This is a genomic window from Fervidobacterium changbaicum (assembly GCF_004117075.1).
Taxonomy (GTDB): Bacteria; Thermotogota; Thermotogae; order Thermotogales; family Fervidobacteriaceae; genus Fervidobacterium; species Fervidobacterium islandicum.
Genome location: NZ_CP026721.1, coordinates 99,255 through 114,962, shown reverse-complemented (window position 1 = coordinate 114,962; position 15,708 = coordinate 99,255). Strand labels below are relative to the sequence as shown.

The following is a 15,708-nucleotide window of genomic DNA, read 5'->3' as shown; positions in this document are numbered from 1 at the left end:
CACCCAACAAAAGGCTTTGGAGAACCATCATTTTAGACCACTGTAAGCCATCGTATTCATAACTCTGGACTGCATAATTATGAACAGCACCAAGTTTGGAACGAACATGATAAGCCCGGCTGCGGCCGCTATCCCTTGACCTGCGACTGTATTACCAGTTGTCTGAGTAAGGTTGGAAACGTAAAACGCAAATGTCTTTAAGTTTTCGTTATTTATGTAGTAAGTCGATGCTTCTGCGCTGTTCCAAGCAACCTGGAATGCCAAAATTCCCACAGTCGATATGGCTGGTTTCAAAAGTGGCATTATGATATTGAATATAATCTGAAAATCGTTTGCACCATCAACAAGGGCAGCATCTAATAGCGCATCAGGTATCTGGTCGATGAACTGCTTCACAAGAAATACACCTATCGGCATGGCTAGTAACGAAAGTACATTAATGAAGAATGTGTCGATGAGTCCAAGTTGTTGAACTATCAGGTATCTTGGGATAATTACTGCGATTGGGACGAACATAAGTGCGAGGTTATTTACGGTAAACAACAGATTCTTTGTTTTAAATTGTTTCTTAGAGAGCGCGTATCCTGCGAAAACGGATATTATTATGGTGAAGAATACTGTCAAGAATGCAGTCAATATGCTGTTCATCAAATATCTTGAAACTGGGATTGCAGAAGCTCTCGTTATTTGGAATAATTCATAGAAGTTACTTAAAGTAGGTCTTCTAACAAGGAATCTCGGAGGATAGAGGAACAACTCATCAACAGGCTTAAAAGCCTGCGAGAAGATGAATATAATGGGTAACATCATGAATATCGCAATTGGTGTCAGGATAAAGTAGAACTTGAGTTGACTTTTGTGAAAGTATCTTGGATTCGTTTTCGTTGTAAACTTGGCCATAGATTTTCACCCCCAATTCCAATCTAGTACCGTTCGCCAAACAAACGCCACGCAATTCTTGAAAAGAACCAAATTATCAAGAGTAGAACAACGGAAAGTGCAGCCGCGTACCCCATTTCGTATCTTAAGAATCCATAGTCCTCTATATGGTTGACTATCAATTGACCAGCGTACTGTGGTGTAGGATTCGAACCGGACAATGCCACACCGATGCCAGCCGATGTGAACGTGTTTACTATTGACATAACAGCACCAAAAAGCATTTGGGGTTTCATTGCGGGTATTGTCACGTAGATGATTTCTTGCAAGCGATTCTTTATACCATCGATATACGCAGCTTCGTAAAGTTGCTCGTCAACGTTTAAGATACCGGCAAGCATAGCCAAAAATCCTACCCCCATACTGCTCCAAAGGGAAACGAGAATCATAATATCCATCAAATGCTGTGGCGACTGCAACCACTGTACGGGTTTATCGATAATTCCGAGCTTGAGCAAGAGGGCATTCAGATAACCCTGTTGGTCTCCGTTAAAAAGCACTCGCCAAATTACCGACATTGTTACACCCGCGGTGAGGGATGGAGAGTAGATTATCAAAGCGAATATAGTTCTAGGAACTCTTGTAAGCTGGGCAACGAGCCAAGCTAACACAAATGAAAGGACATACCCACCAACACCAACAATTAATGCGTATTTAATTGTATTCGGGAGAACTTTTTGCATGAAGAGTGTGTCTCGTGTTAAGAGTGTGATATAGTTCTGTATTCCTATCCATTTAGGCCTCTCGATGGCGTTGAAGTAGGTAAAAGACAGGTATATAGCTACCACAACAGGTAGTGCGATGAATATGATGAATAGAACCAGGTATGGTGACAACAAAAGCCAGTGTCCTCGGTCTTTTTTAGAGCTTATTTTCATAGAAACTTGGCTGCGGACACACGTGGCTTCGCCACGAACAAGCAGCCTCTACCCTCCTTTTAACATTAGTGTCTTACTTCTCTCAATAAGCCTTAGCTTCGTATACTTTACACTGTCGCTTATCTTTTCTCCGCTAAGACTACTAATCGAAAAGTATCCTCTACTCATTACGTAGCCTGGTAACCTTTCGGTCCTGGCTGAGGGTAGTCAACCAGGGCTTTCTCAATCCCGCCACTTCAGTGGTGGGTGGTTGACTCACCCTCACCCCGATTTATTACCGTCTCTATGAACTCTTCCATACTGTCGTACATCCTATAATCTTTGATCTTCTTGCCGTTTATTATGTAACCGAATTCTGTGAGCTTCCTTTCTAATTCTCTGTTTATCAATATTACGGACCTATCGATAGATGTACGTAGTGGTTTACCCTCGATAACAACACTATTCCAAATGTTGCTTACTTCCCTTTCTACCATGTAACCGCCAGGGTGTCTCTGTACTTCTCGAATCCACTTCCATTGTTCAAGGATGACCTTTTTGTGTTTTTCATCGATGAAATCGAGCTCTTTGAATGCCTCTATATTAGCAGTATTCCAAAGATACGTTGGACCGTACCTGTTGACCATCATCCTCGCGAATTTTACTTGTGTATCTTTGGACATCCACCACTTTATAAATTCCCAAGCCTTTTCCTTCTTATTGGAGTTCGCAAATATAACTATAGCTCTGTCTCCAGCTACTTGATATCTCAAAATTTCTCCGTTTTCGGTCCGAACACCTGGAGAGGGTGCGATATCCCAAAGTCCGTAAATTTCATCCGCTGCATTCAAAAGCGTTACGTAAAGGCCAAAATCACCAACGCCAATCGGAATCCGCCCGTATCTGAAAGAGTTGTAGAAACTTGCTACCTGCTCTGGGATTCCATAAATAGCGAAAAGGTCGGTCATTAATTCGAAAGCTTTTACCGAATTTTCCTCGTTTATAGCAGTTTTCATACCATCCTTTGTGTAAAGTCTTGCTTTGTTCTGGAAGAAGAAAGGTCCGGTGGTGTTGAAGTATTTTGTTGTCTGTTCACACATGGGGATTGAGAAATTCATCCCACGCCTTTGAAGTTCTGGGAGAATCTTTTTTACATCGTCCCATGTATCCGGTATCGGTATACTGAGTTTCTCGATAATGTCTTTTCTGTAGAAGAGAACATAAAAGTTCTGGGTTTCGGTTATACCGTAAACTTTGTCGTCAACAACCATCGGTAACAGAGTTTCCACGTTTATATTCTTTTCAGCGAACGTGAAGAAGTCGGGGAAGTATGAAAGCGGGAATAGAGCATTTCTTATTGCAAGTTCAAACGGTATCCAGTTGCTGATACTCATTGCAACGTCAGGTACTGTGTTTGCAGCACTTGCTAAGACAAGCTTTTGCTCGTTCGGCATTATGGAGAATATAACCTTAATGCCTGTCTTTCTCGTAAAATCACTGTCTGTGAGATACTGCAATGTCTCAACGTATTGGACTGGTCTGTTAACCCAAACTCTCAAGCTTGCCTCATCGACCTTTTCATATATGGAATAAGCTTCGTTCTTGTTGAAAAGAGAAAGCCATAATTTTTGTAGTTCTTCATAGGCCGTAATCAAGAATGTTGATTTCGGGTAGGCAAATCTATCGAGACTTCCTTGAAAAACATAAATCTTGTCTATGCCCATCGGTTGTTCTTTTAGTCTCATGGAAAGTTCTGAAAGCCTTTGGGCAATGGAGGAAGCTCCTTCGCTAAGAACGTCGATGTAGAACGGCAATTTTTCAGGCTTTCGTAGGATGTTGTCTATTATCCCAGCGCAGACAAGCATATCTGCAATCGATGGAAGTCCCTGTTTGCCGACGATACCGACCAGTTTTTCATGTTCCGCTTTTAGGCTTTGAGATATGTGCGTTAGATCCGGTACTGCGTTTGGCATATATTTCTCAATGTTCCATGTCCTGTTTGGGTCTAAATTATTCCCAACAAGCTTTCTCAATTCCAAACCTATTTCTTGTAACTTCTTTACACTATTTTGTAGAAACTTGATCGTATCTTCGTACATTCCGGTGGTAACTTCCATCGAGAGAATGTGGAACCCTTTGTCGAGATAAACTTCCAGTGGTTCATTTTGCTCATTTTTCAGTACATAATCTTTCCAAGTATAGCCCGTGTAGGGAAATGGATATTCCACGAACTCTTTGAATGGAACTTTGCCGTCTAAGTAAATCCTTCTAAAGATTGGAATACCTCTGTTCGTTGCTTGCTTGTATCTGAACGCGATCTTGTAATAACCCGGAGTCTCAACGTAGAAACTCCAAAAAATCTCTTGCCCGGACTGTTTGAAAGTAGTTTCATCTATAACGTTTATCTTTCTTCTCAGAATTTCATAAGGCGTTACTAAAGCGGTTTGTTCATTGGTTAACGATATTAGCGAGTCTGACTTAAATGAAATCCCTTCAGCTTCTATCACGATAATATCTTCACCGCTTTTACCTTCGTGCCTTTTTACACTTCTATACTCAGCGTACGGTTGACTAACAAACAGAGAGGATCCAGCCACCAAATAAATGCCTTCGATAACTATCGGTGAACGTGTGTTCTTTACAGAAATTAGATTCTCCCCTGCGTTAAGTTTAAGAAGCAGTGGATAGTGTGATATCCTACTTGCGTCTTTGACAAAGGTTAGGTACGTTCCTTCAAAGGGTTTTTGCTCTGGTGTTATTTCATTACCGTATCTATCGTAAACTTTTTCATTGAAGTCATAATAAGTAAAGTTATCCAGAATTCCAAGGTAGGTCTTTTTCTCTACTTCGAACTCCAAAGTTCCACTACTTGTTGTGAAGTTATCATACCTGTATTTAATAACTACCGCATACTCACCATCGTTAGGAACAGAAAAAAGAATTGTCGTCGTTTCATCGTTTCCAAGGACCAGTGGATTTTCAAGATCTAACTTAAACACAGCATTGTTCGTTGTATCAGAAAACCTCAGTTCAGAAAGTTTTTTGTACGCATCAAAACTAGAGATAGTAGATATACCTTGCGATTTGCTTGTGGACTTTTCCACAAGCTGTGCAATTGCGGTAATAAATCTTGTATATACACTTCTACCAGAGAAATAAAGGACTAGCATAACAGCAATTACTGTTAAAGCTATTATCCCAGACCAAATCAGAATTTTCTTCACGTATAATCAACCCCTCATCTGCTTTTTATCTTCCCTTATGATTTTTCACATAAACCCGTCGGCTGGCAGCTATATGAGATTCACCAGAGCGTTTCAGCCGACGGGATGAATCAACAAGATAAAATCGTATTCAGTGTGAATTACTTACCTTCTATCTGTTTTCTTAGTTGTGGGAATTTCTTCTCTGCGTCTATTAACTTCTTTTCGAAAATTGCCCAGTTCTCTTTGATTACTTTATTTGCCTTTTCTTGAGTTTCTGCAGCGACTGCTTCAGGTGTTACCTCTCCGCGCCTAATCTTTTCATTAACGGGGAATATAACATCCCATATTGCTTCGAACCATCCAGGAACGATTTTCCACATATCGACTCGGACACTTTTATCAAGGTTTTTCAGCATCCATTTAATTCCATTCGGTATTTTTAGTGTGTCAAAATACTTCACCACGTCTGGATGCATTGTTGCCGGGATAAACCAATCAACTAGTCTTCCTTTTTCGATACCTTCCGACTCGTAAAGTTTCAGCCTTGCAACGACACCCCTTGGATCGTAAGATAGGAATTTAGCGAAGAGGAACGCTTCTTTTGGATACTTCGTTGTTGCGCTTACAAAGGTGTAATTAATATGTACCGGAAGTCGTATACCAATCTTCGGGTCGAACGGAAGAGGATAATAATCAAAGTTCCAAGGTACTGTATGTAGCCAGCTCCAATCGTAAGTTGCTTCAAATCCCATCAACACTTTTGATTCCCTGAAAGCATCAGCATCTTTTCCGAACTTCTTCTGGTAATCATCGAGCTGACCCTGATTCCTTAGTTCCTGATTTATAAGGTCATCTGATACCAAGCCAGGAATTGATTTGAGTTCTTTTTGCAACTTAATGGCCGGTATCCATCCACCGTTGACAAGGTCAAACTCCCATTTTACCGGGTCGAAACTCCAGAACGTCGTATGCTTGCTAAGAACTGCTGCCATGAATGTGTCAAATTCCCACAACTGATTTATACCAGAATATTCTTTCGTTGTAGCTCTCCGAGCGTATTGTCTGAATAAATCAACTGTCCATTCTTCGTATTTTGGTACCTGCAGATTCAACTTTTTGAGTAGGTCAAGGTTGAGTACTATACATTCAAAATGAAGTCTTTCAGGAAGTGCGTAGGTCTTTCCGCGGTACTTAAACGCTTCCTGTGCACTTGTTGGAACATATTTGTAATCTGGGTCGTTTTTCAAAAATTCGTCCAGTGGATAGACCCAACCTTGTGAGACTGGGTAAGAGAGTGGCTCCCAAGACTCCGCAACAACATCGGGAAGGGCTTGTTTTGCAGAAACACGCGCCGTTAAGAAACTGTTCACTTCCGGCTGGTTTACAACCAGCTTGACTTCGATATCAGGATAGTACTTGTTAAACTCTTTAACTAACTTCTGGTACCTATCTACGTTCCAGCTCCAGACAGAAACTGTGATCGTTGCCTTCGCAAAGAGGGAAATACTTAAGAGCGTCAAGAATAAAATCATAAATACTTTACGCATACGAACACCTCCGAAAATATTCTGCGCTTGCTGACTCTATTAGGAGTTCTATGTTTTGTTTCAACAACCAACATTGTGTTTATAATATTTCAGTAAAGTAAGCTTAATTTTCGCTATAGAACCGCTTCTTACTTCTGTGCCGAAGATCAAGTTAAGGTAGTAAAAGTCTACTAAGGAGAGTGTAAAGTTATCTCTGTCATTATCCTTTTGAATTTAAACATGGCGCAATTAATTATTCGTAGAATCTCTGGGTAACCATGCGCAGATACATGGATTACCCAGAGGGCTGGTTGTTCTCTAGCGGTTTTCAGATTTCATTTCTTAGGGCTTATTGTAATGTCATCGAAGTAAACTGTGGTTGGTACATCCTTTCCAAGTTCAAAACTAAGCGTTACGACAGGATCGCCATCTTTAGGATGAGCGTGTTCGAATGTGAATGTCTTCCACTCTGTTGTGAGTTCAACTTCTTGTGCAAAGTATACACCGTATGGTGCGCCGGTTTGAACTAGCTTAACCCAAATCTTTCTTGGAGTGTCTGCTTTTGCCTTAAATGAGATAACGTAGCTATTCCCTCTTCTCAGCTTTACCCACTGGTTGAACTGGATGTGCCATGTCTCATGTCCAGGATTTTCTACCTTTATAAATCCGATACCATCTACAACGCCGTACTTTTCCACTTTTGCGGGGCTTATATTGTAAGTTGACGCCTGCCAAATCCACCATTCAAACGGCATACTGGCTTGATCATTGATGATTCTGTAAGCAAAATCCCCATCGTTTACAAGATTGTCAGGTTCCTCTTCATCTTCGAATTCATATTCTACGGTTTCAGGTTCTTCTTCTTTGAATTCTTCTGGGACTTCCGATTCATCCACTGGTCTGAGAATGACATCGGCTATGTAAACCGTAGTTACTTCGCCTTTTCCAAGTTCAAAACAGAAATTGACGGTCTCGTCCGCTTTATCTGGGTGCTTATAATAGAACGTGTATGTCTTCCATTCCTTTGTGAGTTCGACTGTTTGAGCAAAGTAATTCACCCAAGGATCGTGGTTCATCAAAATCTTGACGTTGATCGTTCTTGGTTGGTCAGCTTTAGCTTTGAAGGAAATCATGTAGTACTGTTTTTGTTTGAGCTTTACCCACTGATTGAATTGGATGTGCCATGTATCAGACCCGGAAGCTGCGATTTTGATAAAGGCATACCCATCCTTTACACCGTATGCTGCAACACTTCCATCGCTGACGCCATATTTTGCTGCTTCCCACAACCACCATTCAAAAGGAGCGTTTACTTGGTCATTTCTGATATTCGAACAGAAATTCCAATTGTTGAGTAAGCTCGTTGCTGTACCACTTAATTGAAATTGACTGGTACCATCTGCCACCACTTCCCTGTTGTAAGCGAAGAGCAATAGAATAAGAAAAATGCTAATCAGAACCTTTGTCAGTTTGCGCATACAAATACCCCCCTTGATGTAATATGATGCTGTTAACTAAAAGTATTGAAAATTTCCAAAAACCGTATTATCTTCTTATTAGTGGAACACCCCCCACCATCAATTCTCACAAAAAGGAGGTACTCCACTATGCAAAATTCTGTAGTCTCTTGCCCCAAATGCGGCTCTACCAACATCTACAAAAACGGTCATGATAAGTACGGTAACCAACAATACTTTTGCAAAGACTGTAAGCGCACTTTCAGACTTGTTCATTCAAAAAAACACAAGCTCTTCTCTTTCCCTTATCCTAAATGCCCTGTCTGTGGAAAAACTATGCAAATCCACAAAATCAAAAAAGCCTTCGTTAAGTTCCGTTGCCGTTCTTGCCATACCAGAGACGAAATCCCAACTAACTTACCTCAATTTGTCCCTCTTCCTTTCGACTCTTTCAAGTTCTTCCGTTTCCCTATCTTTATTGTCCTTAAAGCCTTCGTCCTTTATTTCAAAGCTGTGTCCTTGCGTTCCATCAGAGACTCACTTAATATCAAAGTCTCTCATGTCGCTATCTACAAGTGGATCCTTAAGTTGTCTTGTTTCTTTTCCATCCTCGTTCCTGTAGATGCTTTCAAAGTCCATGGTGATGAAACTGTCGTTTTGTTTAAATCCAAAAAGTACTACGTTTGGTTCTTAGTTGAGCACGATTCGAATCTTATTGTTGCTTGGCATGTATCCAAATATCGCGATATGGGTCAAGTGAAGATATTGTTAGAGAAGTTCTTTGGTAACAACGAAAGAACAATCGAACTAATTACAGATGGACTTGGTGCATATGGTGCAGTGAAGATACTATACAAGAATATCAATCATATTGTTGTGAGACTTGGGCAAAACAAACAATGTGAATCGAAGTTTTCGTTATTCCAAGACTTTGTACGAGCCAAGCGTGGATTTAAGAATATTGACAATCTTCCAATGTACGTGAACAGCTTTTGTGTAGTGAGAAATCTCTTGAAACTGAACAACAATGATATTGCGCGTGTTATCTGTGTTCTATTGTCTTCCATCACTACAAGTTAACAGGATCATGTAATATTTTCGTTCAATGTTAAGAACGCCAAACGAGTTTCTGAAAAACGTGTGCCCACCAAAAATACTTCCTTCATATCCACGCGCCTCCTCTTTGTTAAGTTCTTCTGTTTCACTTGCCGCTTCGTTTGTGTTAGAAAAACAAAATTTGCATTTATTAATTAAATTAGTGAAACAATTTGAAAGTGTTCCAGCTCCTGTTACATTATACTTTTGAAACTTGTTCCACTCAAATCATCATATATACATAAAAGGTCCTACTTTTGTAGTACTACAGTCAGAAAGCGATTTAATAAAAAAGACCCGTGAAAAATCACGGGTCTTTTTATAATTTTTCGATATGATACTTATTTTCCCTCAACCTGTTTCCTTATTTCTGGAAATTTCTTCTCAACCTCTGCCAACTTTTTGGAAAATTCTGCCCAGGCTTCTTTTATAATCTTATTGGCCTTTTCTTGCGTTTCTGCCGCAACAACTTCAGGTTGTACTTCTCCTTTTCTGACTTTTTCGCTGATGGGGAATATGACATCCCAAGTTGCTTGATCCCAACCGGGTACCGTCTTCCACATGTCCACTCGTACCGCTTTATCAAGTTTCTTCAATAGCCACTTCACACCGTCTGGTATTTTCAATGTATCAAAATACTTAATCACGTCTGGGTGCATCGTGGCAGGGATGAACCAATCAATGTTCCAACCGTTTTCAACACCGTTTGCGTTGTCGATTCTCAATCTGGCCACAACGCCTCTTGGGTCGTATGTTAAGAACTTCAAGAACAAGAACGCTTCCTTCGGATATTTCGTCGTTGATGTCATAAATGCGTAGTTAACGTGAACAGGGAATCTCAAGCCGATTTTTGGATCGAGCGGAAGTGGATAAAAATCGAAATTCCAAGGCAGGGTCCTGATCCAGCTCCAATCCCACGTACCGTGCAATCCCATTAATACCTTCGATTCTCTAAACGCATCAGCATCTTTACCGAACTTCTTCTGGTAATCGTCCATCTGTCCTTTGTTTCTAAGTTCGTCGTTTTTCAAGTCATCTGATACGAGACCTGGTATTGATTTTAATTCTTTTTGCAATTTAATTGCTGGTAGCCATCCGCCATTTACAAGGTCAAATTCCCATTTTGATGGGTTGAAACTCCAGAACGTCGTATTTTTGTTGAGTACTGCCGCCATCACGTTGTCAAAGTCCCATAAATGGTTTATACCAGAATATTCACGGGTTGTAGACCTTCTCAAGTATGTCTTAAACATATCAACCGACCATTCGTATGGTGGTTTTGTTAGGTTCAGTTTTTTAAGTAAATCTAAATTGAGGTAGATGCCTTGGAAGTGAAGTCTTTCTGGAAGTGCATATGTTTTGTTGTTGTACATGAATGCTTCTTTCAATGCTTTCGGAACATACTTGATGTCGGGGTCGTTTTTCAGGAATTCGTCGACTGGATAAATCCATCCCTGTGAAACAGGATACGGTAGGGCTTCCCATGACTGAACAATAACATCAGGAAGAGGTTTCTTGGCAGATACCTGCGCTGTCAAAAAGCCGTTTACATCTGGCTCGTTCACAACGAACTGAACCTCAATATCTGGGTAAAGTTTTGTGAACTCTGCTGCAATTTTCTTGTATTTTTCTAAATCCCAACTCCAAACTGCCGCCGTAATCGTGACTTTAGCAAAAATCGAAACGCTCACAACTAAGAGTATCATCAGAACCAAAAAACTTTTTCTCATCCTTCATCCCTCCCTTTGAAGTATGGTGGTTACAAGGATATTCTTATTCCTTCCAAACAAAAGTGGCTGATGCGTAGCCTGGAAGAACATACGAAAAGAGTTCTGTATCGTCTTTGATAACCTGAATCTTTTTAGCAGTATTCGTTCTATTCGAAATGATGAGAACCTTTGAACCATCTGGGTTCAAGAACGCGACGGATTCCAGTTTGTCCATGTACGTGTAAGAATCTATTCTGTATGCTCCGGGTCGAACAAACTTACTGATGTGTCCAAGCGTGTAGTAATCTACGTTGTACTTAACTTCTCCCGTTTGTTGATTGATTTCGATTAGGCCTCTGCACGTGCTGTTCGATAATATTGTTGGACCTCTTTTCTCATCCAGCGCAATGTTCCACCATACGACGGTCTTTGCCCAATTTCTTGGAATTCTTATCACGTGCATCATTTGGTCCATATACGCGTTGAAAAACGCAGGAACCCAGTCTCCTCCAGAACCTTCTGTGAACCAGATCTCTTTGTCCTGGAACATTTCCTTTATCTTACTCATTGCCTCATGCTTTCCACCGTAGAAATGCCAAGCAGAACCTGCGACGTATTTTGAAGCTTTCTCGTTGGAAAGTACGTACGCAGCGTACGTTGTGTTATCCCAGTTATGGTCATAGCAAAGAATCTTTGTCCTAATCCCCGCACTTTCGAAAGCAGGACCTAAGTATTCACCAATGAAATCTGCTTGCTCAACCCAATCCATTTTCATTCCTGGGTATTCTTTTGGAACATACAGTGGTTCATTTTGAACTGTAATAGCATAAATCGGTATACCTTCAGCTTCGTAAGCTTTTATAAATTTCACAAAATACTGAGCGTAAACTCCGTAATAAGACCTCCTGAGAGAGCCGCCTATCATACTGCCCGTGGTCTTCATCCACCCCGGAGCACTCCACGGGGAAGCCATAATCTTTATTTCAGGATTTATTTGGATGGCTTCTTTTAATAGTGGGATAATGTATTGTTTGTCGTGCTCAATCGAGAAATACTTCAATTCGGTATCTTCAGTAACTCCCGCAGGAAGATCGTCGTAACTGTAAATCTTTGTTGTGTAGTCCGTTGCGCCCATCGGCTGTCGCAAAAACGAAATACCTATACCTTTCTCCCTATCAAAAAGCTTTTCCATAACCTCCCTTCGCTTCTCTGGGGTAAGTTTGTTGTACACAAGATAAGCAGAAGCATCAGTGAAAGAAGCACCAAAACCATCCATCTGCTGATATTTTTTCCTTTCGTCGACAACGATCTTAAACTGCTCTTGGTAACTTGAAGCTAAACTAATTGAAGGATCGACTTCTTTCAAAAGATGCTTCTGGTCAGACGTTGTAAGCCATACTTTCAACTCACTCACTTTTATCTCACCTTCCTTCCTTTCAGAGTATAAAACTGGTGTGGAGCTAGAGGAAATAAAAAGAACTATCATCAAAACGCCCATCAGAAATAGGGAATAGATTCGGAAATTACTGTGCGGCGAGAAATTTAGACGTTTTAACACTTTTTCACCTCACTTTGGGTTAGAAATTATCAACGAAGGATGTTGTGATAAGATTATATTCATGTAACATGTTACATAAAAAAACAAAAAAGTCGCTATTACTTATTGAAGCGGCTAATTTAGTTCGCTCGAATTTTGGAATCCGTTATGTCGTCAATAATGACGCTCTCTTAACACGGGGATTGTTTCTACCATTTAGCCTTTTAATCCCGTTCCAACGAGTGATTTCACAAACAGATCCTGAAGAAGGAAGAAGAGTAACAAGGTTGGGAAAAGAGCGATCATGGTAGCGGCCATAATGACGCCCCAATTATTTGATGATTCTGCGTTCATTATCATGTTTATTGCAACTTGAACGGTTTTCATATCATCTCTCATGGCAACTATCATGGGCCAGAGATACATATTCCATGCGTAAGTGAAGTTTATAATTGCTGCACCACCGATAACGGGGCGAGAAAGTGGAAGGACGATTTTAACAAGGTATTGTATAGGAGTCGCACCATCGATCTTAGCGGCGTCTTCAAAATCCCTCGGGATTGTCTTAAAATGCTGCTGAAAAAGGAAAACATTTGTTGCGCTAGCTATGAATGGCAGTATCATTGCTTGGTATGTATTTACCCAGCCGAGTTTACTAATGATTTGGAAAAGAGGAATTATCAACAAGATTTCAGCAGGCATATATAGAGTTGCAAAAATGATACCGAAGGTCAGTGAACTACCTTTAAATTTGAAATTTGCATAAGCATATCCCGCTAAAATACCCGTAATCAATTTGCCGAGTGTTATGAAAAATGCTACAACAAAGCTGTTCCACATCATCCTCAAGAAAGGAACTATTTTGAATGCCTGGGCATAGTTCTGAAGATGAAAGCCTCTCGGAAGCACCTTCGGAGGATATGCAAATATGAATTCCGGAGACTGAATACTCATTGTAAAAGCAAGGAAAATAGGAGCAAACATGAAAATAGCAAATAACACAAGTGCAATTTCTATAAGTATTGTGTTCAAAATTTTTCTTGTCTTCTTCTTCACTGTTCTCACCGCCCATTTTTTATTGATAGTGGACCGATTTTCTTCCTAGTCGGAAATATATAACCGTCACAACTACCATTATTAGGAAAAGTATTACACTTTCTGCAGATGCTATGCTGGTCCTTGAGAATCTGAACCCGTCCATGTATATTTTGTAAATCATATTAGTTGTAAAATCACCCGGTCCGCCTCTTGTCATGACATCGATAATCGCAAACGACTGGAACATAGCACTTATGATGCTCATAATTACCAAATAGTAAGTAATTGGAGACAAGAGCGGAAAGATTAACTTCCATGTCCTTGTCCACGCATTGGCTCCGTCCAATTTGGTGGCCTCGACAAGTTCATCGGGAATGCTCTGTAAACCGGCAATGTAAAATATTATGTTGAACGGTAACGTCTTCCAAATTGCGGCGGTTATAACCGCATAAGCTGCGTATGGTGCAGTTATGAGCCAGTTGGTTTGAATTCCGAATAAGCGAGTCATGAGATAATTGACATGCCCAACTACAGGGTTCAGGAGAAAACTCCAAAGCGCACCAGCAACCGCTGTGGAAACAGCGTACGGCGCGAATATCAACGTTCGAAAAACTCGCACACCAGGTACTTTTTGGTTTAGTAGAAGGGCTATAAAGAAGGCTAAAAAAATGGAAACAACAACAGTTACGATTGTAAATGTGATAGTAAACGAAAACGATTTTAGAAATCTATCGTCTGAGAACAACTCGATGTAATTTTGAAACCATACGAATTTTTTCCTGTTCCCAAACACAGAAACTTTGAAAAAACTTAGATAAAAAGAATTTAGTGCTGGCAAGTATATGAAAACAGATACTATAAAAAGTGTTGGAAGTATGAACAAATATGGCAGTATTTTTCGCATAGCGGTTCCACCCCTTATTATTGGAACAGATCTAACTGCACCTAAAAGTGTAAAAAATAGGCTGGCTGAACGCCAGCCTACAGAAAAGCCTTTCCCTAGAAGTACTGTTTAATAGCTTTGTTTGCTTCTTTTTCTGCTTCCTCAAGCGCTTGCTTTGGAGTGAGTTGCCCATTGAGCATCTTTTCTACGGCATTTTCTATGGCATTTCTTATTTCAGGAAACACACCGGTAACTGCTCCCATTGTTGCGTACGATGGTATCGTGTCAAGTAGTTGTTTAATTGCTATATAATGCAGAGGATTCTGTTTGTAGTATCCTTCCTTTTCAAGTTTTTCAATAGCATCTAACCTTACTGGGAAGTACCCCGTTCCCTTGTGCCAGGCTATTTGAGGATCAACATCCACAAGGTACTTTATCAATTTCCAAGCAGCTTCAACTTCGGCAGGGTTTTTCTGTTTGATTAACCAGAGGCTACCTCCACCGATGATAACGCCCGCCCTTTGAACTCCATCGGGAATTGGTATGTACGCAGCTCCTATTTCAAATCCTTGCTTTTGTGCTTCTGAAGTGAGTAGTGCAACATCGGATGTCGAAGTGATAATCATACCAACAGTTTGCGATATGAAAAGCTGTCTTGCGGCAGTCCAATCCCCTTTCTTCGTGTTTATCATGAGCCCTTCTTTTGTTAGCGTGTTCCAAAACTCCAAGATTTTCAAACCAGCTTCGTTGTTGAACAAAACTTTCGTTGGTTCGCCAGTCCTACCGTTGTTGTTATCAACCAAAAGCTTATTCTGTTCTGCCATCCACTGCTCGAAGAACCAAGCATAAAGTGGCCAGGTTATCCCTGTCCTCACTATATTTCCTTTTTCATCTTTCTTTAGCAGTTTTCTGGAATATGCAATAACTTCGCTAAAGGTTTTTGGAGGCTTGTTGGGGTCAAGTCCTGCTTGCTTGAACATGGTTTTGTTGTAGAAAAGCAGAGGTGTAGAACTATTCCAGGGCATTGAGTACAGTTTTCCACCGATACTGTAGTATTTCAGCACTTGCGGAACAAGCTTGTTTTTGTCAAACGTACGGTCTTTCTTTATCATGTCTTCAACGGGGACTATAACGCCACTATCGATCATCTTTTTCGTACTAATTTCGTTAAGCTGGACAACGTGTGGTGGAGTCCCTGCTTGCAAAGCAGCGATAGTTTTGGCAAGGATTTCCTCATAACTACCAACGTATTGGACTTCCACCTTGATATCTGGATTTGCTTTCATGAAGTCGTTAACCATTCCTTGAATGAGCTCGATTCTCCATCCGCCCATTGCATGCCAGAACTGGATCTTTACTTCCGAAAAACCAAAAACAACTAAAAGAGCCAGCAAAACCACCAAAAACCGCTTCATACTGCCACCTCCCTTTTTGGATGAGGAAAAAAGAGCCCAAGGTAAG

The 15,708-nt window shown here is 40.6% G+C and carries 11 protein-coding genes; 1 reads left to right on the top strand and 10 read right to left on the bottom strand.

The features are described 5' to 3' along the window. Positions 1–27: 27 nt before the first annotated feature. The 5 genes from CBS1_RS00520 to CBS1_RS00500 all read right to left on the bottom strand — a co-directional run bounded on the left by CBS1_RS00520 (position 28) and on the right by CBS1_RS00500 (position 8,006). Positions 28–900, bottom strand: coding sequence for a carbohydrate ABC transporter permease (locus tag CBS1_RS00520; protein ID WP_090223288.1), 873 nt, complete (start codon positions 898–900; stop codon positions 28–30). A gap of 23 nt (positions 901–923) precedes the next feature. Continuing rightward, positions 924–1,778 (bottom strand): carbohydrate ABC transporter permease, encoded by an 855-nt coding sequence (locus tag CBS1_RS00515; RefSeq protein ID WP_241685531.1) that lies wholly within the window; start codon positions 1,776–1,778, stop codon positions 924–926. Between the two features lie 275 nt (positions 1,779–2,053). Continuing rightward, positions 2,054–5,020, bottom strand: a complete 2,967-nt coding sequence (locus CBS1_RS00510; RefSeq protein WP_033191222.1) for an extracellular solute-binding protein — start codon at positions 5,018–5,020, stop codon at positions 2,054–2,056. Positions 5,021–5,160: 140 nt separating this feature from the next. Beyond that, complete coding sequence (locus CBS1_RS00505; RefSeq protein WP_033191221.1) at positions 5,161–6,549, bottom strand: ABC transporter substrate-binding protein; 1,389 nt, start codon at positions 6,547–6,549, stop codon at positions 5,161–5,163. A 314-nt stretch (positions 6,550–6,863) separates the two neighbouring features. After that, positions 6,864–8,006, bottom strand: coding sequence for a carbohydrate binding domain-containing protein (locus CBS1_RS00500; RefSeq protein WP_033191220.1), 1,143 nt, complete (start codon positions 8,004–8,006; stop codon positions 6,864–6,866). A gap of 129 nt (positions 8,007–8,135) precedes the next feature. Here CBS1_RS00500 and CBS1_RS10395 point away from each other — a divergent pair, with 129 nt between their 5' ends. Further along, a complete protein-coding gene (locus CBS1_RS10395) occupies positions 8,136–9,065 on the top strand; it encodes a DDE-type integrase/transposase/recombinase (protein ID WP_206732141.1) in 930 nt (309 codons plus the stop codon). Between the two features lie 356 nt (positions 9,066–9,421). Here CBS1_RS10395 and CBS1_RS00495 read toward each other — a convergent pair whose 3' ends face one another. From CBS1_RS00495 to CBS1_RS00475, 5 genes are all read right to left on the bottom strand, one after another. After that, on the bottom strand, positions 9,422–10,810 hold the full coding sequence (locus CBS1_RS00495) for an ABC transporter substrate-binding protein (RefSeq protein WP_033191219.1): 1,389 nt from the start codon (positions 10,808–10,810) through the stop codon (positions 9,422–9,424). A 43-nt stretch (positions 10,811–10,853) separates the two neighbouring features. Further along, positions 10,854–12,203 (bottom strand): glycoside hydrolase family 30 protein, encoded by a 1,350-nt coding sequence (locus CBS1_RS00490; RefSeq protein WP_236938492.1) that lies wholly within the window; start codon positions 12,201–12,203, stop codon positions 10,854–10,856. A gap of 339 nt (positions 12,204–12,542) precedes the next feature. Further along, positions 12,543–13,382: a carbohydrate ABC transporter permease gene (locus CBS1_RS00485; protein WP_033191218.1), complete on the bottom strand. Its 840-nt coding sequence runs from the start codon at positions 13,380–13,382 to the stop codon at positions 12,543–12,545. Positions 13,383–13,401: 19 nt separating this feature from the next. Next, positions 13,402–14,268: a carbohydrate ABC transporter permease gene (locus CBS1_RS00480; RefSeq protein ID WP_033191217.1), complete on the bottom strand. Its 867-nt coding sequence runs from the start codon at positions 14,266–14,268 to the stop codon at positions 13,402–13,404. A 95-nt stretch (positions 14,269–14,363) separates the two neighbouring features. Then, positions 14,364–15,662, bottom strand: a complete 1,299-nt coding sequence (locus CBS1_RS00475; protein WP_033191216.1) for an ABC transporter substrate-binding protein — start codon at positions 15,660–15,662, stop codon at positions 14,364–14,366. Between the last annotated feature and the right edge of the window lie 46 nt (positions 15,663–15,708).

Excerpts from the sequence above, each read along its gene's own strand:
- CBS1_RS00520 (WP_090223288.1), bottom strand. The coding sequence starts at position 900 with ATGGCCAAGTTTACAACGAAAACGAATCCAAGATACTTTCACAAAAGT.
- CBS1_RS00505 (WP_033191221.1), bottom strand. The coding sequence starts at position 6,549 with ATGCGTAAAGTATTTATGATTTTATTCTTGACGCTCTTAAGTATTTCC.
- CBS1_RS00500 (WP_033191220.1), bottom strand. The coding sequence starts at position 8,006 with ATGCGCAAACTGACAAAGGTTCTGATTAGCATTTTTCTTATTCTATTG.
- CBS1_RS10395 (WP_206732141.1), top strand. The coding sequence starts at position 8,136 with ATGCAAAATTCTGTAGTCTCTTGCCCCAAATGCGGCTCTACCAACATC.
- CBS1_RS00495 (WP_033191219.1), bottom strand. The coding sequence starts at position 10,810 with ATGAGAAAAAGTTTTTTGGTTCTGATGATACTCTTAGTTGTGAGCGTT.
- CBS1_RS00480 (WP_033191217.1), bottom strand. The coding sequence starts at position 14,268 with ATGCGAAAAATACTGCCATATTTGTTCATACTTCCAACACTTTTTATA.
- CBS1_RS00475 (WP_033191216.1), bottom strand. The coding sequence starts at position 15,662 with ATGAAGCGGTTTTTGGTGGTTTTGCTGGCTCTTTTAGTTGTTTTTGGT.